Annotated in this window: 24 protein-coding genes; 6 read left to right on the top strand and 18 right to left on the bottom strand. The window is 70.3% G+C overall.

What is annotated here, in order from left to right:
* Positions 1–203: 203 nt before the first annotated feature.
* The 13 genes from nusB to ABZ098_RS42880 form a co-directional block, all read right to left on the bottom strand.
* Complete coding sequence (gene nusB / locus ABZ098_RS42940) at positions 204–638, bottom strand: transcription antitermination factor NusB (RefSeq protein WP_356600149.1); 435 nt, start codon at positions 636–638, stop codon at positions 204–206.
* A gap of 2 nt (positions 639–640) precedes the next feature.
* The gene (gene efp, locus ABZ098_RS42935) at positions 641–1,207 is read right to left on the bottom strand and encodes an elongation factor P (RefSeq protein ID WP_020117452.1); all 567 of its coding nucleotides are present in this window, start codon (positions 1,205–1,207) and stop codon (positions 641–643) included.
* Between the two features lie 52 nt (positions 1,208–1,259).
* On the bottom strand, positions 1,260–2,366 hold the full coding sequence (locus ABZ098_RS42930; protein WP_356600147.1) for an aminopeptidase P family protein: 1,107 nt from the start codon (positions 2,364–2,366) through the stop codon (positions 1,260–1,262).
* A 120-nt stretch (positions 2,367–2,486) separates the two neighbouring features.
* Positions 2,487–3,392, bottom strand: a complete 906-nt coding sequence (locus ABZ098_RS42925) for a Pro-rich N-terminal domain-containing protein (RefSeq protein ID WP_356600145.1) — start codon at positions 3,390–3,392, stop codon at positions 2,487–2,489.
* Positions 3,393–3,680: 288 nt separating this feature from the next.
* Positions 3,681–4,772 (bottom strand): 3-dehydroquinate synthase, encoded by a 1,092-nt coding sequence (gene aroB, locus ABZ098_RS42920; protein ID WP_356600143.1) that lies wholly within the window; start codon positions 4,770–4,772, stop codon positions 3,681–3,683.
* Positions 4,769–5,281 (bottom strand): shikimate kinase, encoded by a 513-nt coding sequence (locus tag ABZ098_RS42915; protein ID WP_356600141.1) that lies wholly within the window; start codon positions 5,279–5,281, stop codon positions 4,769–4,771. Before ABZ098_RS42915 ends, aroB begins: the two co-directional genes overlap by 4 nt.
* The gene (aroC, locus tag ABZ098_RS42910) at positions 5,278–6,462 is read right to left on the bottom strand and encodes a chorismate synthase (RefSeq protein ID WP_356600139.1); all 1,185 of its coding nucleotides are present in this window, start codon (positions 6,460–6,462) and stop codon (positions 5,278–5,280) included. Before aroC ends, ABZ098_RS42915 begins: the two co-directional genes overlap by 4 nt.
* A 220-nt stretch (positions 6,463–6,682) precedes the next feature.
* Entirely contained in the window at positions 6,683–7,522 is an 840-nt protein-coding gene (locus ABZ098_RS42905) for a shikimate dehydrogenase (RefSeq protein WP_356600137.1), read from the bottom strand.
* Positions 7,503–9,236, bottom strand: a complete 1,734-nt coding sequence (gene mltG, locus ABZ098_RS42900; protein ID WP_356600135.1) for an endolytic transglycosylase MltG — start codon at positions 9,234–9,236, stop codon at positions 7,503–7,505. Before mltG ends, ABZ098_RS42905 begins: the two co-directional genes overlap by 20 nt.
* A gap of 123 nt (positions 9,237–9,359) precedes the next feature.
* Positions 9,360–9,824: a Holliday junction resolvase RuvX gene (gene ruvX / locus ABZ098_RS42895; protein ID WP_031056400.1), complete on the bottom strand. Its 465-nt coding sequence runs from the start codon at positions 9,822–9,824 to the stop codon at positions 9,360–9,362.
* Positions 9,824–12,496 carry an alanine--tRNA ligase gene (gene alaS / locus ABZ098_RS42890; RefSeq protein WP_356600133.1) on the bottom strand — a complete coding sequence of 891 codons (2,673 nt, stop codon included), beginning with the start codon at positions 12,494–12,496 and terminating at the stop codon, positions 9,824–9,826. Before alaS ends, ruvX begins: the two co-directional genes overlap by 1 nt.
* Positions 12,496–12,846: a hypothetical protein gene (locus tag ABZ098_RS42885; RefSeq protein WP_356600131.1), complete on the bottom strand. Its 351-nt coding sequence runs from the start codon at positions 12,844–12,846 to the stop codon at positions 12,496–12,498. The genes alaS and ABZ098_RS42885 overlap by 1 nt, the downstream gene beginning before the upstream one ends.
* Positions 12,847–12,854: 8 nt before the next feature.
* Positions 12,855–13,304: a DUF948 domain-containing protein gene (locus ABZ098_RS42880; RefSeq protein WP_356600129.1), complete on the bottom strand. Its 450-nt coding sequence runs from the start codon at positions 13,302–13,304 to the stop codon at positions 12,855–12,857.
* A gap of 152 nt (positions 13,305–13,456) precedes the next feature.
* Between ABZ098_RS42880 and ABZ098_RS42875 the strand changes: the two genes are divergently transcribed.
* Positions 13,457–15,619: an AAA family ATPase gene (locus ABZ098_RS42875; protein WP_356600127.1), complete on the top strand. Its 2,163-nt coding sequence runs from the start codon at positions 13,457–13,459 to the stop codon at positions 15,617–15,619.
* Positions 15,620–15,649: 30 nt separating this feature from the next.
* On the opposite strand, the gene rpsD is transcribed toward ABZ098_RS42875, so the two are convergent.
* The 3 genes from rpsD to ABZ098_RS42860 all read right to left on the bottom strand — a co-directional run bounded on the left by rpsD (position 15,650) and on the right by ABZ098_RS42860 (position 18,618).
* Positions 15,650–16,264, bottom strand: coding sequence for a 30S ribosomal protein S4 (gene rpsD / locus ABZ098_RS42870; RefSeq protein WP_015661793.1), 615 nt, complete (start codon positions 16,262–16,264; stop codon positions 15,650–15,652).
* 295 nt (positions 16,265–16,559) lie between these two features.
* A complete protein-coding gene (locus tag ABZ098_RS42865) occupies positions 16,560–17,915 on the bottom strand; it encodes a replication-associated recombination protein A (RefSeq protein WP_356600125.1) in 1,356 nt (451 codons plus the stop codon).
* A 40-nt stretch (positions 17,916–17,955) separates the two neighbouring features.
* Positions 17,956–18,618 carry a vitamin K epoxide reductase family protein gene (locus ABZ098_RS42860; RefSeq protein ID WP_356600123.1) on the bottom strand — a complete coding sequence of 221 codons (663 nt, stop codon included), beginning with the start codon at positions 18,616–18,618 and terminating at the stop codon, positions 17,956–17,958.
* A 145-nt stretch (positions 18,619–18,763) separates the two neighbouring features.
* Between ABZ098_RS42860 and ABZ098_RS42855 the strand changes: the two genes are divergently transcribed.
* From ABZ098_RS42855 to ABZ098_RS42840, 4 genes are read left to right on the top strand one after another with little or no spacing between them, the layout of a single operon-like run.
* Entirely contained in the window at positions 18,764–19,630 is an 867-nt protein-coding gene (locus tag ABZ098_RS42855; protein ID WP_356600121.1) for an ABC transporter ATP-binding protein, read from the top strand.
* Positions 19,627–20,472 carry an ABC transporter permease gene (locus ABZ098_RS42850; RefSeq protein ID WP_356600119.1) on the top strand — a complete coding sequence of 282 codons (846 nt, stop codon included), beginning with the start codon at positions 19,627–19,629 and terminating at the stop codon, positions 20,470–20,472. Before ABZ098_RS42855 ends, ABZ098_RS42850 begins: the two co-directional genes overlap by 4 nt.
* On the top strand, positions 20,469–21,668 hold the full coding sequence (locus ABZ098_RS42845) for a sensor histidine kinase (protein ID WP_356600117.1): 1,200 nt from the start codon (positions 20,469–20,471) through the stop codon (positions 21,666–21,668). The genes ABZ098_RS42850 and ABZ098_RS42845 overlap by 4 nt, the downstream gene beginning before the upstream one ends.
* Positions 21,665–22,288 (top strand): response regulator transcription factor, encoded by a 624-nt coding sequence (locus ABZ098_RS42840; protein ID WP_356600115.1) that lies wholly within the window; start codon positions 21,665–21,667, stop codon positions 22,286–22,288. Before ABZ098_RS42845 ends, ABZ098_RS42840 begins: the two co-directional genes overlap by 4 nt.
* Before the next feature lie 2 nt (positions 22,289–22,290).
* Here the strand turns inward: ABZ098_RS42840 and hisS are convergent, their stop codons facing one another.
* Together hisS and ABZ098_RS42830 are read right to left on the bottom strand one after the other, a co-directional pair.
* Complete coding sequence (gene hisS / locus ABZ098_RS42835; protein ID WP_356600113.1) at positions 22,291–23,553, bottom strand: histidine--tRNA ligase; 1,263 nt, start codon at positions 23,551–23,553, stop codon at positions 22,291–22,293.
* A gap of 11 nt (positions 23,554–23,564) precedes the next feature.
* Positions 23,565–24,287, bottom strand: coding sequence for an MBL fold metallo-hydrolase (locus tag ABZ098_RS42830; RefSeq protein WP_356600111.1), 723 nt, complete (start codon positions 24,285–24,287; stop codon positions 23,565–23,567).
* A gap of 180 nt (positions 24,288–24,467) precedes the next feature.
* On the opposite strand from ABZ098_RS42830, the gene ABZ098_RS42825 reads away from it, so the two are divergent.
* Entirely contained in the window at positions 24,468–25,286 is an 819-nt protein-coding gene (locus ABZ098_RS42825) for a peptidylprolyl isomerase (RefSeq protein ID WP_356600109.1), read from the top strand.
* Positions 25,287–25,385 lie beyond the last annotated feature (99 nt).

Genomic DNA, 25,385 nt, shown 5'->3' with positions numbered 1-25,385 from the left:
GAGGAGGCCTTCGGGCGCGGTCAGTTGGCGATGGTCGGCTTCAACTACCGCAGGGTGCCCGCCACCGCGCTGGCCCGCCGCATGGTGGCCGAGGGCCGGCGGCTTTCTGCGGCCCTCGTGGACCTCTTACGTCCGGCAACGCCTGAGGGCCCGCAGCGGTCGTGCTGCGGGCCCTCAGGCGATACGCGTGTAAGCGCCTCGGCCTACGCCTCGTCCCGGCGCAGGGACGGCTTCAGCTCCTTGAGCCGGCCCAGCAGGCCGTTCACGAACGAGGGCGACTCGTCCGTGGAGAACTCCTTGGCCAGCTGCACCATCTCGTCGAGCACCACCGCGTCCGGCGTCTCGTCGGCCCAGATCAGCTCGTAGGCACCCAGACGCAGGATGTTGCGGTCGACGACCGGCATCCGGTCCAGCGTCCAGCCGACCGCGTACTGCGCTATCAGCTCGTCGATGCGCTTCGCGTGTTCCGCGTAGCCCTCGACGAGCTGCATCGTGTACTCGCTCACCGGCGGCTGCCGGGTGTCTTCCCGGGACAGCCGGATCCAGTCCGCCAGGACCGTCAGGACGTCGGCGCCGCGCTGGTCGCCCTCGAAGAGAATCTGGAAGGCGCGCTTGCGGGCCGTGTTGCGGGCAGCCACGGTTAGCTGTTCACCCGGCCGAGGTAGTCGCTGGTGCGGGTGTCGACCTTGATCTTCTCACCGGTGGTGATGAAGAGCGGGACCTGGATCTGGTGACCCGTCTCCAGGGTGGCGGGCTTCGTGCCGCCGGTGGAGCGGTCGCCCTGCAGGCCCGGCTCGGTCTCCTGGACGACGAGCTCGACGGCGGCCGGCAGCTCGACGAAGAGCACTTCGCCCTCGTGCTGCGCGACGGTGGCCGTGAAGCCCTCGATCAGGAAGTTGGCGGCGTCGCCGACGGCCTTGCGGTCGACCATGAGCTGGTCGTAGGTCTCCATGTCCATGAAGACGAAGTACTCGCCGTCCATGTACGAGAACTGCATGTCGCGCTTGTCGACAGTGGCCGTCTCGACCTTGACGCCGGCGTTGAACGTCTTGTCGACGACCTTGCCGGACAGCACGTTCTTGAGCTTGGTGCGCACGAAAGCGGGGCCCTTGCCGGGCTTGACGTGCTGGAACTCGACGACGGACCAGAGCTGGCCGCCTTCGAGCTTGAGCACCAGGCCGTTCTTGAGGTCGTTCGTGGAAGCCACGGTTGCGGAATCTCCTGGACTGACGTGGACGACCCCGGCGCACGCACGTTGCCTATAGTGCGAGCAGCTCCTTGGTCGTGATGGTGAGTAGCTCGGGTCCGCCGTCCGCCTCGGGGCGTACGACGAGCGTGTCATCGATCCGGACGCCGCCCCGTCCCGGGAGGTGGACCCCCGGTTCGACGGTGACCGGCACGCAAGCGTCCAGTTTACCCATGGCCGCGGGGGCCAACTGCGGGTCCTCGTCGATTTCGAGTCCCACACCGTGTCCGGTGAGGCTCGGGAGCCCCTCGTGATGGCCCGCGGACTCCAGTACCTGGCGTGCCGCACGGTCCACGTCACGGTAGGCGGCGCCGGGTGCCAGCGACTCCCGTCCGGCGCGCTGAGCGGCGAAGACGAGGTCGTAGAGCTCGATCTGCCAGTCGGCGGGGGACGTACCGATGACGAAGGTACGGCCGATCTCACAGCGGTAGCCGCGGTAGCTCGCGCCCAGGCAGACGGAGAGGAAGTCGCCTTCCTCGACCCGGCGATCGGTGGGCCGGTGGGCGGGGCGGCCGGAGTTCGGGCCGGTGCCGACGGACGTGGCGAAGGCCGGGCCGTCGGCGCCGTGGTCGACGAGGCGGCGCTCCAGTTCGAGGGCGAGGTGCCGCTCGGTGCGGCCCACGAGGATGGACTCCAGGAGCTCGCCCAGCGCCTGGTCGGCGATCTCGGCGCCGATGCGCAGGCAGGAGATCTCCTCCTCGTCCTTGATGACACGGTGCTGTTCGACCGCGCCACCGAGGTCGGCGAGGCGCAGCCGCGGGACGACCGAGCGGATCGCCCGGTACCGGGCGACCGTGAGGTGCTGTTCCTCCACGGCGAGCGAGTCCACGCCCTGACCGGTGGCGACGTCGGCAGCGGCAACGGCGGGGTCACCCCCGGCGCCGGAAAGATGGTGCTGTCGCAGGGCCTCGTCGGGGCGGCCGAGGCCTGGGCGGTCGTCCGGAGGGCCGGCGCACACCAGCACATCGTCGGTCCTGCCGAGCAGCAGCACGCTGCCCTGCGGGGCGGCACCCGCGAGGTAGCGGACGTTGGCCGGGCGGGAGATCAGCGCGGCCTGGCTGCCGCCGGCCTGGCAGCGGTCGCGTAGGCGGGCTCTTCGGGTGGCGTACACCTCTGACATGAGTTGAGCGTAGAAGTTTTGCCGGTATGTCGCTTTTTGAGAGAGTCCGAGTGGGGAGGGTCGCTTGTCGTCGGCGGGTGCTTGGGGGGATCGCGCAGATCCCCGCGCCCCTCAGGGGCGCTACCAGCTCGGCGGGCTCGCGATGGAGCGTGCCAGTACGTCGTCCAGGACCCTCGCCGTCTGCGGTACGTCCATCTGGGAGTTGTCGATGATCGGCAGACCCGAGCCGTACCAGCCGGCCATCCGGCCGTGGATGCGTGCCACCTCATCGTCCGTCAGGCGGCGGTTGCCGGAGCGCTCGGCGTTGCGCTCCAGGACGATCTCCAGGCCCGGCAGCAGGACCACCGGCAGCAGCCCGGGGCCCACGTGCCGCTTCCAGCCGCCGAGGCCGACCACGGGCCGGTCCGGGAAGACCGCGTCGTCGAGGATGCAGGAGATGCCGTTGGCGAGGAAGTTGCGGGCGGCGAAGCCGCAGGTGCGGCGGGCGAGCCGGTACTGCGCCTCGGAGTGGTCGTTCCAGCCGGACTGCGGGTCGGCGAAACCCGAGCGCACCCACTCGCGTACGTCGTCGAGGCTGATGTGGGCGGTGGGGACCCGGCGGTGGTCGGCCCAGTACTTCGCGACGCTCGTCTTTCCGGCGCCGGCCGGTCCGATGAGCAGCACCGCGAGGGTCGTGCCCGCGGGGTCGGGCGCGGCGACGGGCGGAGTGCCCGGGGCGCCCACGGGGGCGCCGGGCGGCAGCGGCACATGGCCGGTGGTGTCGGGTACCGGCCCCGGTGCGTGCTGTGGCGCGGGCGGGACCGGGGAGTGCTGCGGCGCCGGCGGCACCTGCGAGTGCGGTGGCGTCGGCGGTACCGGGGCCGGGGAGAAGCCCGGTGCCGACGGCGGTGGGGGCACCGGGGCGGAGCCCTGGTGCGCACCTGGGTGATGCGGTCCCGGGTGGTGTGCGGCCGACGACCAGCCGGCGGCCGGTCCGTGCCCCGGCTGGTGGGGCGGCGGCAGCGGAGAACCCACTGCGTGCTGCATCCGGTGCCACTCCGTCTCGTCTTTTTCGGCTCGCTCGCCCCGGGGCTCGCGTCGGTGCCGGGAGCTCGACCGGGCGCGGCCCGAAGGCCTCCGCCCGCTCGTCCTCTCGTCTCCGACGCGCCCCTCCGGCTCACTCGCGTCAGGCTGATCGGCGCTGGTTACGGGGTGGTGCATACCCCGTTCGCCATCGAACGGTACCGCCCCCGGTCCACGTTTGGTGAAACGACCGGGGGCGCCCCGAAGTGCCCCTGGCGCAAGGCGAATCAGGCGGAACGCCCGTCGCCGGACTTACTGGCCGACCTCGCCGTAAGCGGCGAGCAGCACGGCCGCGTCCGGGCCCTCCAGAACGGTGGGCTTGCCCAGTCCGTCGAGGACGATGAACCGCAGCAGGTTGCCGCGGGACTTCTTGTCGACCTTCATGGTCTCCAGCAACTTGGGCCACTGGTCGTAGCGGTAGTGCAGCGGCAGGCCCACCGATTCCAGCACGGTGCGGTGGCGGTCGGCCGTCGCGTCGTCCAACCGGCCCGCCAGACGGCCCAGTTCGGCGGCGAAGTGCATGCCCACGGCGACGGCGGCGCCGTGCCGCCACTTGTACCGCTCGTTCTTCTCGATGGCATGGGCGAGCGTGTGGCCGTAGTTGAGGATCTCCCTGAGGCCCGATTCCTTGAGGTCGGAGGAGACCACCTCGGCCTTGACCCGGATCGAGCGCTCGATGAGCTCGGAGGTGTGCGGGCCCGCCGGGGTGCGCGCGGCCTCGGGGTCGGACTCGATGAGCTCCAGGATCACCGGGTCGGCGATGAAGCCGGCCTTGATGATCTCGGCGAGCCCGGAGACGTAGTCGTTGACCGGCAGGGAGTCCAGGGCGGCCAGGTCGCACAGGACTCCGGCGGGCGGGTGGAAGGCGCCGACGAGGTTCTTGCCCTCGGCGGTGTTGATGCCGGTCTTGCCGCCGACGGCCGCGTCGACCATGGCGAGCACGGTGGTCGGGATGGCGATCCAGCGCACCCCGCGCAGCCAGGTCGCGGCCACGAACCCGGCCAGGTCGGTGGTCGCGCCGCCACCCACGCCGACCACGACGTCGGAGCGGGTGAAGCCGGACTGGCCGAGCGCCTTCCAGCAGTAGGCGGCGACCTCGGCGGTCTTGGCCTCCTCCGCGTTCGGCACCTGAATGGCGACGGCCTCGTAACCCTGCTCGGCGAGGTCGGCACGCAGCGCCTCTCCGGTGTCGGCGAGCGCCTCGGGGTGGATGACGGCCACCCGCTGGGTCTTCTCCCCCACCAACGCGCCCAGTTCACCCAGGAGTTGACGTCCCACCAGGACCTCGTAGGGCTCGCTGCCCGCGGTGCCGCCGACCTGGATGCGCGTCACAGCCTCGCTCATGCTTCCTTCAACTCCAGTGCGTCCAGCGCGATTTCGGTGACTTCTTCGGGGGTGCGGCCGTCGGTGGCGACGACCGCCGTGGCGATCGACTCGTACAGGTGGCGGCGCGCCTCCATCAACTCGCGCCACTGCTTGCGCGGGTTGACGGCGAGCAGTGGACGAGCGGCGTTCAGGCCGGTGCGCTTGACCGCCTCCTCGACGTCCATCGACAGGTACAGCACCCGCTGTCCGGCCAGCAGGGCGCGGGTGCCCTCGTCGAGGATCGAGCCGCCGCCGAGCGCGAGGACGCCGTCGTGCTCGGCGAGCGCCCGCCGCACGGCGGCCTTCTCGATCGCCCGGAAGGCCGGCTCGCCCTCGTCGACGAAGATCTCCGCGATCGCACGGCCCTGCTCGGCGACGATGTCGTCGTCGGTGTCCCGGTAGCCCACCGAGAGCCGCTCGGCCAGCAGCCGCCCGACGGTGGACTTGCCCACGCCCATCGGGCCGACGAGGACGACCACAGGGCTCATCGGATGGCCAGGTTGTCGAGGTACGACTGCACGTTGCGGCGGGTCTCGGGCACGCTGTCGCCGCCGAACTTCTCGGCCACCGCGTCCGCCAGCACGAGCGCGACCATGGCCTCGGCGACGATGCCGGCGGCCGGGACCGCGGACACGTCGGAGCGCTGGTGGTGGGCCTGCGCGGCCTCGCCGGTGGTCACGTCGACGGTCTGCAGGGCCCGCGGCACGGTCGCGATCGGCTTCATCGCGGCCCGCACCCGCAGCAGCTCACCCGTGCTCAGGCCGCCCTCGGTGCCACCGGAGCGGCCGGAGACGCGCCGGATGCCCTCGGGGGTGTTCACGATCTCGTCGTGCGCCTTGGACCCGGGCACCCGCGCCAGCTCGAAACCGTCACCGAGCTCGACACCCTTGATCGCCTGGATGCCCATCAGGGCACCCGCGAGGCGGGCGTCCAGCTTGCGGTCCCAGTGCACGTGGGAGCCGAGGCCCACGGGCACTCCGTAGGCCAGGATCTCGACCACGCCACCGAGGGTGTCGCCGTCCTTGTGGGCCTGGTCGACCTCGGCCACCATCGCCTTCGAGGTGTCCGCGTCCAGGCAGCGCAGCGGGTCGGCGTCCAGCTTCTCGACGTCGGCCGGGGTCGGGTAGACGCCCTGCGGGGCCTTCACCGAGCACAGCTCGACGACATGGCTCACGATCTCGATGCCGGCCGTCTCCTTCAGGTACGACCGGGCCACCGCGCCCAGCGCCACCCGGGCCGCCGTCTCCCGCGCGGAGGCCCGCTCCAGGATCGGCCGGGCCTCGTCGAAGCCGTACTTCTGCATGCCCGCGAGGTCGGCGTGGCCGGGGCGCGGGCGGGTCAGCGGGGCGTTGCGCGCGAGACCGGCGAGGATCTCCGGGTCGATGGGGTCGGCCGACATGACCTGCTCCCACTTCGGCCACTCGGTGTTGCCCACCATGATCGCGACCGGGGATCCGAGGGACAGCCCGTGCCGGACACCGCCGAGGAAGGTGACCTCGTCCTGCTCGAACTTCATCCGGGCACCGCGGCCATAGCCCAGCCGACGCCTCGCCAGGTGGTCCGCCACCATCTCCGTGGTGATGGGCACGCCGGCGGGAAGACCCTCCAGCGTCGCGACGAGTGCGGGACCGTGGGACTCCCCCGCGGTCAGCCAGCGCAACCTGCTCAACGGTGCTCCTCAGTGCTCGCGCCCTGGTACTGCCCTGCTTACGCGCGTCCTCGCGTACGGCAACGGCGCGACCAGGTGCGCGGCCCCGGCCCGCCACCTCCGATCCTCCCACGTTCGACGGGGACAGCCGGTCACCGGTCCAGCAGACGGACGTGGACCCCCGTCGGTAAACGTCGCCGCCCGCTCACACGCGCCCTGTGTCCTGCTGTGCCGCAGGACCTCAGCGGGCCGTCAGCGCGCGCTCGCCCGCGGTGCGCATGGCCTCCACGGGCGCGGGCGTCAGGCCCGTCATCTGCTCGACCTGGAGCACCGCCTGGTGCACCAGCAGATCGAGGCCGCTGACCACGGCTCCGCCGATCATCGACCAGCGGGCCGCCAGCTCGGTCGGCCAGGGGTCGTAGAGCACGTCGAAGAGGGCGGCGGGGCGCTCCGGTACGGCGTGGGCGAGGGCGTCCGTCGCCCCGGCGGGCGTGGTCGCGATGACGAGCGGGGCGCGCAGGGCCTCGGCAGCGTCCGCCCAGTCGGCGGTGCGGACCTCGACCTCGAGGCGCTCGCCCCACTGCCGCATCTCGGCGGCCCGGGCCTCGCTGCGCACATAGGCGACGACCTCGCCGGTGCAGATCCGGGCGAGCGCGGCGAGCGCGGAGGAGGCGGTGGCACCGGCGCCCAGGATCGCGGCCGAGTCCACCTGCTCGATGCCGCGCTCGCGGAGGGCGGCGACCATCCCCGGGATGTCGGTGTTGTCGCCGAGGCGACGGCCGTCCTCGGCGAACACCACCGTGTTGACCGCCTCCACCGAGGCGGCCGTGTCGCTGATCCCGTCGAGCAGCGGGATGACCGCCCGCTTGAGCGGCATGGTCACCGACAGCCCGGCCCACTCCGGCCCGAGCTTCTCGACGAATCCGGGCAGTGCGGCCTCGTCGAGCTCGAACCGGTCGTACGACCAGCCCGTGAGCCCCAGCTCCTCGTAGGCGGCGCGGTGCAGGACCGGCGAGAGGGAGTGGGCGATGGGCTTGCCGAGGACGGCGGCCCGGCGGGCGTCAGTTGCCCGTGCTTGCATCGAACTTGTCCTTGAGCCTCAGGAATTCGGCGTGCGTCTTGGCGAATTCGGTGGTCTTCACACCGTCGGTCGCGACGAAGTAGTACCAGCCCTGATCGGTCGGATTCAGCGCCGCCTTCAGCGCGACATCGCCCGGATTGTCGATCGGGCCGGGCGGCAGACCCTTGTTCGTGTACGTGTTGTACGGGTCCTTGTTGCTCTTGATCTCCGATTCACCGATGTGGATGTTGCTCTCGTTCTTCAGGTAATTGAAGGTCGAGTCGAACTGGAGCAGACCGTAGGTCTCGGGGTTCGCGAGATTGAGGCGGTTGTAGACCACTTCCGCCATCTTGCGGTAGTCGTCCTCGGTCTTCCCCTCCGCCTGGACGAGGCTCGCGACCGTGATGACCTGCAGCGGACTGTCCAGCTGGAGGGCCTTGGCCTTCGCCTCCAGGTCGTACTTGCCGTACACCTGGGCGGCCTGGGTGACCATGTCCTTCAGCACCGTCTCGGGCTTCATGCCCTTCGCCGCGGGATAGGTGGTCGGATAGAGGAAGCCCTCCAGCGGGTCCTTGATGTCCTCGTTGTCGTTCGCCCAGCTCGGCAGTCCGAGACTCTTGTATTTCTGCTCGGCGACCTTTTTGGTCGTACCGGACGCAAGATCGAGTTTCTCGTCGATCGCCTTGTAGACATCGATGTTCCGCTGACCCGGCTTCACGAGCACGTTGTTCTGGCTCGTCGGGTCGAGCATCATCGCGACGGCGCTCGCGGCGGACATCTCCTTCTTGAGGATATAAGCGCCCGCCTGGATCGCCTTCCCCTTGGGGTTCTGCTCCTGGGCGGACACGAAGGCGTCGACGCTCTTGACGACACCCGCGTCCTTGAGCAGCCGCCCGATCGCATACCCGCCCGCGCCCTTGGGGACCTGGACGGTGACCTTCTCGCTCGTGCCGTCCCCGGCGAAGTCCGGAGCCGCGCCGAAACGATTTTGGTAGAACTGGTACCCGAAGTACCCGGCGACTCCGGTGCCGCCGCCGAACACCAGCAGGACCACCAGACAGGCGCAGCCGCTCTTGCGCTTCTTGGTCCCTTTGCCGCCGCGTCCGCGCCGGTCGCCGCGGCCGCCCTGCGGGTCGTCCGAGTCGTCCTGGTCGGCGTCACCGCCCGCGAAGAAGGCGTGTTCGCCCTGGTCGGGCCCCGGGTCCCAGTCGGTCCGCTGCTCCGGTTCGGCCTGTCGGCGGCTCGGCGGCTCCGGCGGCGGGTAGGCGTCCGGGCCACCGTACTGGTCCTGCTGCTCGGCGCCGTACGCGGCGGCCTGCTGGCCGTAGGGGTCCGACGGGTCGGCGGGGTACGGGACCTGCGCCTGGGTGCCGCTCGCCCAGCCGTTGTGGTCGTACGACTGCTGCGACTGGTCCTGGTAGGTCTGCTGGTCGTACTGCTGCTGACCGTACTGCTGCTGGTCGTACTGGTGGTTGTACTGCTGGTGCTGGTCGTACTGGCCGTCGTGCTGCGGGTACTGCTGCTGCCCCTGGCCATAGGCGGCCTGCTGGCCGTCGGCCCAGCCGCCGTTGTCGTACTGCGTCTGCTGCGGCTGCTGCGGGTAGTGCTGCGGCTGGCCGCCGTAGGGGGACTGCTGGCCCGCGTGGGCCTGCTGTCCACCCCATCCGTCATCCCCGTACAACGGGTCCTCCGGATGCCACGGTTCGGAGCCTTCGCCCCGGCCATACTCAGTCATCGATCCCCTAGAGCCGCGAGGCGGCGGTCTCCTGCTTCCACGATCCGGCTACCGGTTCCGCCTCTTTCTGTGCGGTGACTGTTCGAATGTCGCCGCATCGCGCGGAACGTTACCGTATCGCGATCAGATGACCACTTCGACGCCCTCGCCGGGTGCTTTACCTGACACCCGTTCGGATTCCAGGGCCTGCTGGAGAATGATCACGGCCGCTGCCTGGTCGATGACCGATCTGCCCTTTTTGGATTTCACTCCGGATGCGCGCAGTCCCTGGCTGGCCGTGACGGTCGTCATCCGCTCGTCGACCAGCCTGACCGGCACGGGCGCGATCCCCCGGGCGAGCTCCTGGACGAAGCCGCGGACCTTCACGGCGGCCGGGCCCTCGCCTCCCTTGAGGGAGCGAGGGAGACCGACGACGACCTCGATCGGTTCGTACTCCTCGACCAGCTGCTTCAGCCGGCGCTGGGCCGCCGGGACGTCCCGGCCCGGGACCGTCTCCACCGGGGTGGCGAGGATCCCGTCGGGGTCGCACGAGGCGACCCCGATACGGGCGTCCCCGACGTCGATCGCAAGCCTGCGGCCTCTGCGCATTACTTGGCCGTCTCCCCGACCGCGCGCTCCACGGCGTCCACGGCCTCACCGATCGCGGCCGCGTTCTGGCCACCGCCCTGGGCGACGTCCGGCTTGCCGCCACCGCCGCCGCCGAGGGTCTTGGCGGCGGTGCGGACCAGGTCACCGGCCCTGAGACCGCGCTCACGGGCGGCCTCGTTGGTGGCGATGACGGTCAGCGGCTTGCCGTTGTTGACCGTGAAGAGGGCGACGACGACGGCCCGGCCGCCCTGGATGCGGCCCCGCACGTCGAGGACGAGCTTGCGCAGGTCGTCTGCGGTGGTGCCGTCCGGGACCTGCCCGGTGACGACGGCGATCCCGCGGACGTCCTTGGCGGACTCGGCGAGACCGGCGGCGGCCTGGAGCACCTTCTCCGCGCGGAACTTCTCGATCTCCTTCTCGGCGTCCTTCAGCTTGCCGAGCATGGCGGAGACCTTCTCCGGGAGCTCCTCCGGACGGCCCTTGATCAGCTCCTGGAGCTGGGCGACGACCGTGTGCTCACGGGCGAGGAAGTTGTACGCGTCCACACCGACGAGCGCCTCGATACGGCGCACCCCGGAACCGATGGACGACTCGCCGAGCAGCTTGACCAGGCCGAGCTGCGAGGTGTTGTGCACGTGCGTGCCGCCGCACAGCTCCTTGGAGAAGTCGCCGATGGTCACGACCCGGACGCGCTCGCCGTACTTCTCGCCGAACTCGGCGATGGCACCCTGCTTCTTGGCCTCGTCGATGCCCATGACGTCGGCGCGGACGTCGAGGTCCCGGGCGAGCACCTCGTTGATCTTCTGCTCGACATCGGTCATCACGGCCGTGGGAACGGCGGACGGGGAACCGAAGTCGAAGCGGAAGCGGCCGGGCTGGTTCTCGGAACCGGCCTGGGCGGCCGTCGGGCCGAGCGCGTCCCGCAGCGCCTGGTGGGTGAGGTGGGTGGCCGAGTGGGCGCGGGCGATGGCGGTACGCCGGCGACTGTCGATGGAGGCGTGCGCCTTGGCCCCGACGGTCACCTCGCCGAACTGCACGACGCCCTTGTGGACGTACACGCCCGGGACCGGCTTCTGGCAGTCGCGGATCTCGATGACGGCACCGGAGTCGACCTTGATCCGACCGGTGTCGCCGATCTGGCCGCCGCCCTCGGCGTAGAAGGGCGTGCGGTCCAGGACGATCTCGACCTCGTCGCCCTCGGTGGCGGCCGGGGAGGAGGCGCCGTCGACGAGGATGCCGACGATCGTGGACTCGCCCTCGGTGTCGCTGTAACCGATGAACTCCGTCTCGCCGGTCCTGTCGGCGATCTCACGGTAGGCACCGGCGCCGGCGTGCCCGGTCTTCTTGGCCTGGGCGTCGGCCTTGGCGCGCTCCCGCTGCTCCTTCATCAGGCGGCGGAAGCCGTCCTCGTCCACGGACAGCCCCTGCTCGGCGGCCATCTCTAGGGTGAGGTCGATCGGGAAGCCCCAGGTGTCGTGGAGCAGGAACGCCTTGTCGCCGGCGAGGACCGTGCCACCGGCGGCCTTGGTCTCGGTGACGGCGGTGTCGAGGATGTTCGTGCCGCCCTTGAGGGCCTTCAGGAAGGCGTTCTCCTCGGCGACGGCGACCTTCTCGATGCGCTCGCGGTCGGTGACGAGCTCCGGGTACTGCTGGCCCATCATGGCGATCACGGTGTCGATCAGGTCCAGCACGACCGGACCGGTGGCACCGAGCAGGCGCATGTTGCGGATGGCGCGGCGCATGATGCGGCGCAGGACGTAACCGCGGCCCTCGTTGCCGGGGGTGACACCGTCGCCGATGAGCATCACGGACGTCCGCATGTGGTCGGTGACCACGCGCAGGGAGACGTCCGAGTCGTGGGCGTCGCCGTACGCGACACCGGTCAGCTCGGTGGCCTTCTTGATGACGGCCATGGAGGTGTCGATCTCGTACATGTTCTGCACGCCCTGCAGGATCATCGCCAGGCGCTCGAGTCCGAGGCCGGTGTCGATGTTCTTGCTGGGGAGCTCGCCGAGGATCTCGAAGTTGTCCTTGCCGATGCCCTCGCCGCGCTCGTACTGCATGAAGACGAGGTTCCAGATCTCCACGTACCGCTCGTCGTTGACGGCGGGGCCGCCCTCGACGCCGAACTCGGGGCCGCGGTCGTAGTTGATCTCGGAACACGGTCCGCAGGGTCCGGGGACGCCCATGGACCAGTAGTTGTCCTTCATGCCGAGGCGCTGGATGCGCTCCTTCGGCACCCCGACGACCTCGTGCCAGATGCGCTCGGCCTCGTCGTCGTCCTTGTAGACGGTGATCCAGAGCTTCTCCGGCTCCAGGCCGTAACCACCCTTGTCCTGGGGCGTGGTGAGCAGCTCCCAGGCGTACTTGATGGCGCCTTCCTTGAAGTAGTCGCCGAAGGAGAAGTTGCCGCACATCTGGAAGAAGGTGCCGTGGCGGGTGGTCTTGCCGACCTCTTCGATGTCGGGGGTGCGCACGCACTTCTGCACGCTGGTGGCGCGCGCCCATGGCGGCTTGACCTCACCGAGGAAGTACGGCTTGAAGGGGACCATGCCGGCGGGGACCAGGAGCAGAGTCGGGTCGTCCGCGATGAGCGACGCCGAAGGGACGACGGTGTGACCGCGCTCCTCGTAGAAGCTCAGCCAGCGGCGGCGAATCTCGGCCGACTCCATCAGTGGTCCTCATTCCGGTTGTACGAGTACGTCGTCCTGTCGCTGTCGACGGACTTCGGGTTGGTGCGGTTCTCGATGGCGGTGTACCGCCGGGGCGCGGGGAGCTCGGGGTCGCTGTTGATGCCCAGGGCCTCCCCCAGCTCCTCCTCCCGCTGGGCCATGTTGTCCCGGACGTCGAGCGCGAAGCCCACCGCGCGGTCCTTGATGCGGTGGCCCGTCTCGATCGCCTTGTTCGCCGCGGTGACGGCGAGGTTCTCGGGGGTGAGCTGTTTCAGCTTGCGGTTGACCTTGGTGGTGGCCCACACACCGGCGGCGACGCCCGTGCTGAACCAGAAGGTACGGCGGAACATGCTGGCTCTCAGTCCCTCTTTCCGCGGAGGTTTCGCTTGCCCCGCCCAGAGACCGTGCGGCCCACGATCACGGTACGCCGGGGCTCCCGGGCGGGCACGTCGTCCTTGCGGCCGCTGATCGCGCGGCGCACGCCGTAGCCGAAGGCCGCGACCTTGACCAGGGGGCCGCCGAAGGTGGAGGCGACGGTGGTGGACAGCGCGGAGGCGTTGGACGTGACCTCCTGGACGTCCGAGGCGATCGCGTCGACCCGCTCGATCTGCGTCTGCGCGGAGCGCACCGCGGTGGAGGCGTCGGCCAGCAGCGGGACGGCCTGGTCGGTCACGTCCGCCACGAGCTTGGTGGTCGCCTTGAGCGTCTGGGCCAGCCTCGCCAGCGCGACGGCGAGGAAGGAGACCAGGATCGCCCAGAAGACGGCCACCAGGATGCCGGCAACCTCTCCACCGGACACTGTGTGCACCCGCTCCCTGAATACGTGCTGTCTATGGAAAAAGTCTCCGCCGAGCCTATCGCGCCGGGGACGGCGGTCCGCACCGGATTACCCCGTGCCCGCACCCGAGTTGCCCATGACGATTGTACGGAGTGCATACGCTTGAGTACGCTCCGTGTCCCATGCGCAGTCATCGGCCCGACGGCACCGAGGTGAACGGCAATCTTCCGCTGGAGCTCGACGGCTTCGTGGGCCGGCGCGCGGAACTCCCGCGGCTGACACGGGTGCTCGACACCTCACGGCTGGTGACGGTGACGGGCCCCGGCGGTATCGGCAAGTCCCGGCTCGCGGCGCGGGTGGCGGGTGGCCGGTGCGCGCCGCCCGACGGGGTGTGGCGCGTCGAACTGGCCGCCGTACGCGATCCGGAGTTCGTCGACTACGCCGTCGTGGAGGCGCTGGGGCTGACGGACCACACCGCGCGGCCCCCGCGCGAGACGCTCCTGGCCCACCTCGCCGGGCGTGAACTCCTGCTGGTCCTCGACGGTTTCGAGCACCTGGTGGAGGCGTGCGCGGCCCTGGTCGTCGACCTGCTGGGGCGGGTGCCGGGTCTGGCCGTCCTCGCCGTGGGGCGACGGCCGCTGGCCGTCGCGGGCGAGCGGGTCTTCGCGCTGGGCCCCCTGGACGAGGACGAGGCCGTGGAACTGTTCGCGGAGCGGGCCGGGTCGCAGACGGTAGCGGCCGCTGACGACCCGCGGGTACGGGAGCTGTGCCGACGTCTGGACGGCATCCCGCTGGCGATCGAGCTGGCCGCGGGCCGACTGGGGGCGCTGTCCCTGGGGCAGTTGCTGGAGCGGCTCGACGACCGGTTCCGGCTGCTGACGGGCGGTGGCCGGGACACCCTGCCCCGCCATCGGACGCTGCGCACGGCGATCGGCTGGAGCCACGAACTGTGCACGCCCGAGGAGCGGTTGCTGTGGTCACGGCTGTCGGTGTTCGCGGGGCAGTTCGACCTGGAGGCCGCGGAGTACGTGTGCAGCGGCGGCGGTCTGCACTCCGACGACGTCCTCGACGTCCTGTCCGCGCTGCTGGCCCAGTCGGTGGTGGCCCGCGAGGAGACCGCGAGCGGCGTGCGCTACCGGATGCTGGACACGGTCCGGGCGTACGGCGCCGAGTGGCTGGAGGCGACGGGCGACGCGGTACGGCTGCGCAGGCGGCACCGCGACTGGTACGTGGGCCTGGCCACCTGGTGCGAGCTCGACTGGTTCTCGCCGCGCCAGAACGAGGTGGCCGCGCGGATCGAGGCCGAGCTGCCGAATCTGCGCTGCGCCCTGGAGTACTGCCTGACCGAGCCGGACGGGGCGGAGCTGGCCCGGCATCTCGCGGGCTCCCTCTGGTTCTGCTGGGTCGGCTGCGGCCGGCTCTCGGAGGGACGGCACTGGCTGGAGCGCAGCGTCGAACTGGAGCCGGGCCATGAGCACACCCGCCTGAAGGCCCTGTGGGTCCTCGGCTATGTGGCGATCCTCCAGGGCGACACCGTGGCCGCCCTGACGGCGCTGCGGGAGTGCCGGGAGGAGGCGGAGCGGTCCGCGAACCCGACGGCGGTGGCCTACGCCGAGCACCGCACCGGCTGTCTGGCGCTCGTCTCGGACGACATGCCCCGCGCAGAGGGGCTGCTGCGCTCGTCGCTTGACCGGTATCAGGAGATCGGCGAGCTCAACAGCAACGTGCTGATGGCCCAGGTCGAGCTGGCGATGGCCCGCGCCTTCCTGGGCGATCTGCCGGACGCGGTGAAGCTGTGCGAGGACGTGCGCCGGGTGTGCGAGGACCACGGCGAGCGGTGGGCGCGGTCGTACGCGCTGTACGTGCTGGCGTACGCGGCCTGGAGCGAGGGGGACGCGGCACGCGCGCGTGAGCTGCTGACCGACTGTCTGACCTGCGCGCACACCTTCCACGACCTGTTGGGCTCGGTGCTGTCCATCGAGCTCCTCGCCCTGGTCACGGTGGCGCAGGGCGACGCGGTGGAGGCCGCCGTGCTCCAGGGCGCGGCGGCCTCGCTGTGGCCGTCGGTGGGCCTGCCCCTGTTCGGCTCGGCCTACTACAACGCCCCGCACGAGCTGTGCGAGGCGACGGTCCGGGAGCGGCTGGGCGACGAACGGTACGAGGAGTGCGTACGACAGGGCCGGGCGCTCGGGCGCCAGGCTGCGGTGTCCCAGGCGCTGGGCCGCGGACGTCCGCTCGACGGGCTGCCGGCGCCGCGGGACGCCGTGCGGCGCACCGGGGTGAGCCTGGACACGCAGCAGCCCGCCGCCCCGCCCACCCGCAAGGGTGGGGAGACGGCGGGCTGAAGTGGTGCGGGTATTACGGCCTGCCGGTGATCAGCGGGCGTAGTACTCGACGACGAGCTGCTCGTCGCAGATCACCGGGATCTCCTTGCGGTTCGGCTCGCGGTCCAGGCGGAACGCCAGGGCCTTGAGGTTCACCTGGAGGTAGCGCGGGGTCTCGCCCTCGGGGGCGAAGCCGCCCTCACGGGCGATCGAGAAGAGGGTCTTCTCGCGGCTGCGCTCGCGGACCATCACGACGTCGTCGGGACGGACGCGGAAGGACGGCTTGTCGACCTTCTGACCGTTGACCTCGATGTGGCCGTGGACGACCATCTGGCGGGCCTGGTAGATCGTGCGGGCGATGCCCGAACGCAGGACCAGCGCGTCGAGACGACGCTCGAGCTCGATGATCAGGGCCTCGCCGGTCTTGCCCTGAACCTTGGAGGCACGCTCGTAGGCGCGGACGAGCTGACGCTCGGACACGTCGTACTGCGCACGCAGACGCTGCTTCTCGAGCAGACGGACCTTGTAGTCCGAGTTCTGCTTGCGGCCACGGCCGTGCTCACCCGGGGGGTAGGGACGGGCCTCGAAGTACTTGACGGCCTTCGGGGTCAGCGCGATGCCGAGGGCACGCGACTTCTTGACCTTGGGGCGGGACTGGTTCGCCACGATCTCTCATCTCTTGGTGTTCGGCTCGTCAGAGTTATGGGAGGTCGCAATCCGCAGCCGGGGAAACCCGCCGGATCCGCGAGGACCTGGTGGGCAGCCGCTCCCCTGGTCTGGGCACATACGTGCAGCACGCGAGTGGCCCACCGACCGGTCCCGTCGTGCGACGAGTGGTGGTGGGCTGCCCGCGACACCTTTCGAACGGTGCGCGACGCTCCTGGAACCCACAAGGGGTTCCGGCTGACCGTCCCGTTCTGACTGCACGGGACACAGCACTTCGAGGGATTCTACAGGGTGCTCAGGACCGCTTGCGACCGAGGTGCCTGCGGGTCCACTCCACGGCGTCCGCGTACCTGGCCTCGGCTCCGTGCCGGGTGGGTTCGTAGTACTCGCGGTCCTTGATGGCGTCCGGGGCGTACTGCTGCTCGGCGATCCCCTCGGGCAGGTCGTGCGGGTAGACGTACCCCTGCGCGTGCCCGAGCTTGGCGGCGCCCTTGTAGTGGCCGTCACGCAGATGCGGCGGCACCGGACCGGCCAGTCCCTTGCGTACGTCCTCCATGGCGGCGCCGATCGCCATGGTCGCCGCGTTGGACTTCGGGGCCAGGGCGAGGGCGATGGTCGCGTGGCTCAGCGTCAGCGCGGCCTCGGGGAAGCCGATCATCGCGACGGCCTGGGCGGCGGCGACGGCTGTGGGCAGCGCGTTGGGGTCGGCGAGGCCGATGTCCTCGCTGGCGGAGATCATCAGTCGGCGGGCGATGAAGCGGGGGTCCTCGCCGGCCTCGATCATGCGGGCCAGGTAGTGCAGGGCCGCGTCCACGTCGGAGCCCCTGATGGACTTGATGAGGGCGCTGGCGACGTCGTAGTGCTGGTCGCCGTCGCGGTCGTACTTCACGGCCGCGCGGTCGACCGTCTCCTCCAGCGTGGTGAGGGTGATCTCCGGCTCGCCCTTGTCGAGGGCGGCCCCGGCGGCGGCCTCCAGGGCGGTCAGGGCGCGGCGGGCGTCACCGCCGGCGATCCGCAGGAGGTGGTCCTCGGTGTCCTCGGGGAGGGCGACGGCGTCCTTCAGGCCGCGCTCGTCGCCGAGCGCCCGCTTCAAGAGGCCTCTGAGGTCGTCGTCCGTGAGGGGTTCGAGGGTCAGCAGGAGGGAGCGGGACAGCAGCGGGGAGATCACCGAGAAGTACGGGTTCTCGGTGGTCGCGGCGATCAGGGTCACCCAGCGGTTCTCGACCGCGGGGAGCAGGGAGTCCTGCTGGGCCTTGCTGAAGCGGTGGATCTCGTCGAGGAAGAGGACGGTCTCCTTGCCGAAGCCGCCGGTGGCGCGGCGGGCGCCGTCGATGACCGCGCGGACCTCCTTGACACCGGCGGTGATCGCGGAGAGCTCCACGAAACGCTTGTTGGTGGCCTTGGAGACGACGTACGCCAGGGTGGTCTTGCCGGTGCCGGGCGGGCCCCACAGGATCACCGAGGAGGGTCCGGCGGGGCCGCCGCTGCCCTCGCCGACGAGCCGGCGCAGCGGCGAACCGGGCTTGAGCAGGTGCTGCTGGCCCACCACCTCGTCGAGGGTGCGCGGGCGCATCCGGACCGCCAGGGGGCTGCCGGCCGGGTCCTTCTCCTGGCGCTCTTCCGCCGCGGCGGTGAACAGATCGGGCTCCACGTCCAAAACCCTATGTCACCGCACTGACAACGCCCCGGGCTCAGGCCCAGAGGCTGGAGCCCCAGCGGGTCAGGATCATCATCGCGATGATGCCGCAGTGCGTGACCGGCAGGACCCAGGTGAACTCGGAGAGGAAGCGCTTGAGCCAGCCCGGGGACGGCAGGAGGTCGTTGCGGATGTTGAACGAGGTGACGTACCAGAACATCGTGATCGTGGCGACCCAGGCCAGCGAGCACCACAGGCACAGCGCGTTGATCCGGTACAGCGACTGGAACTGGAGCCAGGTGCAGAAGGCCACGCCGAAGAGCGTGCCGAAGTTGAAGGTGAGCCAGTACCAGCGCGGGAAGGTGGCGCGGGCCAGCAGGCTCATGCCGACGCAGACGACGATGCCGTAGGCGACCAGGCCCAGCATCGGGTTGGGGAATCCGAAGGCGGCGGCCTGCTTGCTCTCCATCACGCTGCCGCAGGAGACGATCGGGTTGAGGGAGCAGCTCGGCGTGAACGTCTTGCCGCTGACCTTCCCCTCGAGGATCTTGAACTTGTCGATCGTGATGACCCACGCGGCGAGCAGTCCGGCGGCGCCGGTGATCACCAGCAGGAGCGCGAAGGCACGGCTGCCCCCCACTGTCCGGTGCGCGGCGTCGGTGCTCGCCGACGCGGGCTCGGGCTCCGTGGAGACGTCTTTCACTGTGGTCTTGCTCATCACGCCGATCCGTCTGCTTGAGAGTTGGACCTTCTTCGGGCAGGGGCCATTGTGCCGCACGCGGGGGCTTGTCCACCGTTCGGTGGACATAAGGAAGTACGCGTGGTCGTCCCCGAGCGTTCGGTTCCGGCCGATGCTCGTGGACATGGCCACACACGCGAACGAACTGGCGGTGGACGTTCGAGGGCTGCGCAAGCGGTACGGCGACGTGACCGCGCTCGACGGAATCGATCTCGGCATCCGTCGGGGCGAGGTCTTCGGCCTGCTCGGGCCCAACGGCGCGGGCAAGAGCACCACCGTGGAGATCCTCCAGGGCAACCGGGACCGGGACGCCGGTGAGGTGTCCGTGCTCGGCGCGGACCCGGCGCACGGCACACGCGCGTGGCGATACCGTGTGGGAATCGTCTGGCAGGACGAATCCGCGCCCGCCGAGTTGACGGTCGCCGAGACCGTCCGGCATTTCGCCCGCTACTACCCGCGGCCACGGAACCCCGAGGAGGTCATCGCCCTGGTGGGTCTGGAGGCCAGGGCGGGCAGCCGGATCAAGGCCCTGTCCGGCGGTCAGCGCCGACGTCTCGACGTGGCGCTCGGTGTGATCGGAGGCCCCGAGCTGCTGCTCCTGGACGAGCCGACGACCGGTTTCGACCCGGCGGCCCGGCGGCAGTTCTGGGAGCTGATCCGCAAGCTGGCCGCCGAGGGCACGACGATCGTGCTCACCACGCACTACCTGGAGGAGGCCGAGGCGCTCGCCGACCGGCTGGCCGTGGTCGCCCGTGGGAGGGTCGTCGCCGAGGGCGAGCCGGCCGCGCTGCGGGAGCGGCACGGCACCGCCGCCACCGTCGAGTGGACCGAGCCGGACGGCACCCCACGCGCGGAACGCACCGAGACGCCGACCAGGACGCTCGCCGAGCTGACGCGCCGCTTCGACGGCGAGATCCCCGGACTCCAGGTCCGCCGCCCCACGCTGGAGGACGTCTACCTCCGGCTCACCGGACAGGAGGACGGGTCGTGACGACGGCCGCAGCGAGGGAAGCCCGCAGCCATGTCCAGGTACGACTGCCCGGCGTGTGGGGGCTGGGACTCCGACGGGGCGCCCTGGAGCTCAGGCAGTTCTTCCGCCAGCGCGACCACGTGGTGTTCACCTTCGCCTTCCCGGTGGTCCTCCTGTTCCTGTTCGCGTCGATCTTCAGCGACGACGTGGAGGGGGCGGGTATCAAGGCCTCGCAGCTGTACGTGCCGGCGATGATGGCCGCCGGCATCATGTCGACCAGCTTCCAGTCGCTCGGCGTCTCGATCGCGGTGGAGCGGGACGAGAAGGTGCTGCGCCGCTTGCGCGGGACCCCGATGCCGCCGGCGGCGTACTTCCTCGGCAAGATCTGGCTGGTTCTCGCCACCGGCATCCTGGAGACGGCGATCCTGCTGCTCGTCGGCACCACGCTGTACGACATCCCGCTGCCGTCGGACGCCGGCCGGTGGTTCGCCTTCGCCTGGATCTTCGTGCTCGGCCTCATCGCGTGCGCGCTGCTCGGCATCGCGATCGGTTCGGTGCCCAAGTCCAGCAAGAGCGCGAGTTCCGTGGTCGTCCTGCCCTTCCTGGTCCTCCAGTTCATCTCCGGGGTGTACATCGCGATCGACACGATCCCCGGCTGGATGCTGGACATCGGCGCGCTGTTCCCGCTCAAGTGGATGTGCCAGGGGTTGCGCGGGGTGTTCCTGCCGGACTCGGCGCAGGTCCTGGAGCAGGCCGGAAGCTGGGAGTTCGGGCGCACCGCCCTGGTGCTGGGGGCGTGGTGCGTCGGAGGATTGCTGCTGTGTCTGCTGACCTTCCGGTGGAAGAACCGGCGCGACGGATGAGCGGTCCGGCGGACGCCGGGGGCGCGTACTCCTGGGACCGTTCCTTCCGGCTCTGGGACACCTACTTCGCGCTGATCTGGCTGGCCACCCTGGTGTTCGTGCTGGGCACGGCACATCCGGGGTGGCCGGTCCGGGTCACCGCGGCGGCCCTGCTGGTGCCGCTGGTCCCGCTCTTCGTACGGGTCGGGCGCCCCCTGCTCCGGCAGGATCCGCCCGACGCGCGCGAGGCCCTCACCTACCTCGGCGCGATGATGGCGCTGTTCCTGCCGTCGGCGATCCTGGTCGGCGAGACCCGGCTGATGACCTTCGCGCTCGTACCCCAGTGCTTCATGACGCTGCGGATGCGGTGGGCCCTGACCGCCGTGGCCGTGATCAATCTCGCGCCCGTGCTGGGCTGGGCCCTGGTGTGGTGGCCGAGCGACCAGGACGTCTTCTTCAACGGCCTGTTCGCCGTCGTCACCCTGGTCTTCTCGGTGGCCGTCGGCAGCTATGTCGTCCGGATCATCGAGCAGAGCCAGGAACGGGCGGCCCTGATAGCCGAGTTGGACTCCAGTCGGCACGAGGTCGCGCGGCTGTCGGCGGCGCACGGGGCGCTGGCCGAGCGGGAGCGGATGGCCCGGGAGATCCACGACACCCTCGCGCAGGGCTTCACCAGCCTGCTGATGCTGGTCCAGGCCGTGGACGCGGAACTCGACCACGACGTGCCGCAGGCCCGGCGTCACCTGGCCCTGATGGACGAGACGGCCCGGCTGAACCTCGCCGAGGCACGGGCCCTGGTCGCCGACGGCACCCCCGCCGACCTGGACGGCGCGACGCTGCCGGACGCCCTGTTCCGGCTGGCGGCCCGGCACTCCGCGAAGCTGGAGGTGACCGGACAGGTCCGTCCGCTGCCCGCGGGAGGCGAGGTCGTCGCCCTGCGTTCGTGCCAGGAGGCGCTCACGAACTGCCGTAAGCACGCGGGGGGTTCGGCGACGGCGGGGATCGACCTCGCCTACGCCGACGACAGCCTCACCCTCGTCGTACGGGACGACGGTCACGGCTTCGCCCCCGGGGCCGTCCGTGACGGCTACGGCCTGGCGGGGCTCCGCGCCCGTGCCGCCGAGGTCGGCGGGACGGTCCAGGTGCACAGCGCGCCCGGCGCCGGCACCACGGTCACCGTCCGTCTGCCCGTGCCGTCCCCGAGGAGCCGTTCATGATCCGGATCATCCTGGCCGACGACCACCCGGTCGTGCGGGAGGGCCTGCGGGCCATGCTGACGGCGGACCCGGACCTGGAGGTGGTCGCCGACGCGTCCAGCGGACCGCAGGCGGAGGCGCTGGCGGCCGAACTGCGGCCCGACATCGTGCTGATGGACCTGCGGATGCCGGGCGGCTCGGGCGTGGAGTCGATCGTGCGGATGACGGAGGCGAACCTGCCCTGCCGGGTGATCGTCCTGACGACGTACGAGACGGACCGGGACATCCTGCGGGCCGTGGAGGCGGGGGCGGCGGGCTATCTCCTGAAGGACCTGCCCCGCGGCCAACTGGCGGAGGCGGTACGCCGTGCGGCGCGCGGGGAGACGGTGCTGGCCCCGTCGGTCGCGGCGCGGCTGGTCGACCAGCTGCGCACCAAGCCGGAGCGGCCCCGCCTGTCGTCCCGTGAGACGGCGGTGCTCCGGCTGGTGGCCGAGGGCTGCACCAACGCGGAGATCGGCAGGCGCCTGTTCATCGGGGAGTCGACGGTGAAGACCCATCTCCTGCGTGTCTTCGCCAAGTTGGGCGTGGCCGACCGCACGGCAGCTGTCACCAGCGCCATGCGGTACGACCTCCTGGACTGACCTCAGCCCAGCCTGGACTCCAGCTCCGCCACGATCTCGTTGACCCCGACCGCCGACTGCTCCCCGGACTCCATGTCCTTGAGCTGTACGACGCCTTCGGCGAGGTCGCGTTCACCGGCCACGATCGTGTAGCGGGCACCGCTGCGGTTGGCGTTCTTCATGGCGCCCTTGAGGCCCTTGCCGCCGTAGGAGAAGTCCGTCGCGATGCCCAGCTTGCGCAGCTCGGTGACCTTCGCGAAGAGGATCCGCCGGGCCTCCTCACCCAGCGGCACCACGAACACGCTGGTCGTGGAGGGGAGTTCGAGCTCGACGCCCTCCGCCTCCAGCGCGAGGACCGTGCGGTCGACGCCGAGCGCCCAGCCCACGGACGGGAGCGCGGGACCGCCGATCATCTCCGACAGACCGTCGTAGCGTCCGCCGCCGCCCACCGCGGACTGCGAGCCCAGACCGTCGTGGACGAACTCGAAGGTCGTACGGGTGTAGTAGTCGAGGCCGCGCACCAGCTTCGGGTCGTCCTCGAAAGCCACGCCCGCCGCGGTGATCAGCTCACGGACCTCCTCGTGGTACGCCTTGCAGGCGTCGCAGAGGTAGTCCCGCAGCAGGGGGGCGTCCCCGAGCTGCTTCTGGACCGACTCGCGCTTGTCGTCGAGGACGCGCAGCGGGTTGATGTCCGCCCGGCGCAGGGTGTCCTCGTCGAGGTCCAGGCCGCGCAGGAAGTCCTGGAGCGCGGTCCGGTACACCGGCCGGCACTCCTTGTCGCCCAGGCTGTTGAGCAGGATGCGGAAGTTCCTGAGGCCCAGCGAGCGGTACGCCTGGTCGGCCAGGATGATCAGCTCGGCGTCAAGCGCCGGGTCCTCCGCGCCGATCGCCTCGGCGCCGACCTGGGAGAAGTGCCGGTAGCGGCCCTTCTGCGGACGCTCGTAGCGGTAGTACGAGCCGGAGTACCAGAGCTTGACCGGCAGGTTGCCGGTCTTGTGGAGGTTCGCCTCCAGCGCCGCCCGCAGCACGGACGCGGTGCCCTCGGGACGCAGGGCGAGCCTGTCGCCGCCCTTGGTCTCGAAGGCGTACATCTCCTTGGTGACGATGTCGGTGGACTCACCGACACCGCGCGCGAACAGTTCGACGTTCTCGAAGCCGGGCGTCTCGACGTAGCCGTAGCCGGAGGTGCGCAGCGGCGCGGCGATCGCCTCGCGGACGGCCAGGAACTTGGCGCTGTCCGGCGGGAGCAGGTCGTACGTGCCCTTGGGGGCCTGAAAGGTGCTCACGAAGTCTCTCGTCACATTCCTCGTCGGGGAGGGGTGTTCGAACCCGCTCCGCGATCTTGGCGGCCTGCGGCCACCTGCCGCAGATACGGGTTGGTGGCACGCTCCTGGCCGATGGTCGTCTGGGGGCCGTGGCCGGACAGCACCACGGTCGAGTCGTCGAGGGGCAGGCACACACGCGCCAGCGAGTCGAGCATCTCGGCCATGTCACCGCCGGGCAGGTCGGTGCGTCCGATGGAGCCGGCGAAGAGCAGATCCCCGGAGAAGAACACCGACGGGATGTCGGCCGTCTCCGGCATCTGGAAGGTCACCGACCCCTTGGTATGGCCCGGCGCGTGCGCGACGGACAGTTCCAGGCCCGCGAGCTCCAGCTTCACGCCGTCGGACAGCACACGTACGTCGTCCGGCTCCCCCACGGTGATCTCGCCCATGAGCGGCATCCCGACGGAACGCCCCAGACCCATCGACGGGTCCTTCATCATGTAGCGGTCCTCGGGGTGGATCCAGGCCGGCACGTCGTGCGCCCCGCACACCGGGACGACCGAGGCCACATGATCGATGTGGCCGTGCGTGAGGACGACGGCGACGGGCTTGAGCCGATGCTTCTTCAGTGCTTCCTCGACGCCTTCGGCGGCCTGGTGGCCGGGGTCGATGATCACGCACTCCTCACCGGCGGCGGGGGCGACGAGATAACAGTTCGTCCCCCAGGCCCCGGCGGGGAACCCGGCAATGAGCACGATCGTCCTCGGTTTGTGTCGGTACGGGCGGTCTTCCGGGCGGCTGCCCCAGTGGTCAGAGCCTACCGGCGCTGCCGATTCCTCAGCGAACCCATATACGGTACGGGGCACACGCAGGCGGTCGGTTCATAGGACGCATGCGTACCGGTCGGCGTACGAGACGCATGAGGAGAGAACCCCGTGGTCACCCAGGAACAGCGGAAGCGGCAGCTCGCGCGGGAGAAGTTCTTGCGGCAGCAGCAGCGGCGCACGGCCGCGCGCCGCAAGGCCCGTGTACGCAACTCTGTGATCGCGTCGGTGCTCGGCGTGATCCTGGTGGGCAGTCTGGCGCTCTACACGTCCGGGGTCATGAAGGACGACGACAAGGCCAACGCGAGCTCCGAGACGAGCCCCAGCGCGGCGCCCACCAGCAAGGCGCCGGACCCGTGCGACAAGGCGGCCCCCGGCAAGGTCAAGACGGAGACCTGGAAGAAGGAGCCGGCGATGTCCATCGACAAGTCGGCCAAGTACACCCTGGACCTCGCGACGACGTGCGGGAAGATCGACATCGCGCTGAAGGCGTCGGCGGCCCCGCACACCGTGAACTCGTTCGACTTCCTCGCGGGCAAGGGCTACTTCGACCACACCAAGTGCCACCGGCTCACCACCAACGGCATCTACGTCCTGCAGTGCGGCGACCCCACGGGCTCCGGCAGCGGCGGACCGGGCTACACCATCCCGGACGAGAACCTGAAGGACAAGAGCCTCAAGTCCAACGTCTACCCGGCGGGCACCGTCGCGATGGCGAACACCGGTCAGGCGCACACCGGCGGCAGCCAGTTCTTCCTCGTCTACCAGGACAGCCAGCTCCCTCCGAGCTACACCCCGTTCGGCACCATCTCTCAATCCGGTATGAAGGTGCTGAAGAAGATCGCCGCGGCTGGTGAGAGCACCGGCGCGGGCGACGGCGCGCCGAACGCGACCGTCGTGATCAACAAGGCGACCGTCACCAAATCCTGACCGTCAAGTGCGAAATTTCGGTCGCGCGGGATGCGGACAGGCAACCCGCCGGTCGCCTATGTTGGCCGTGACGAAACTGTGGACGATGCCCGGGGGAGC

It is taken from the genome of Streptomyces sp. NPDC006335, assembly GCF_040612795.1.
GTDB lineage: Bacteria > Actinomycetota > Actinomycetes > Streptomycetales > Streptomycetaceae > Streptomyces.
This window is presented reverse-complemented; position numbering and strand designations above follow the sequence as displayed.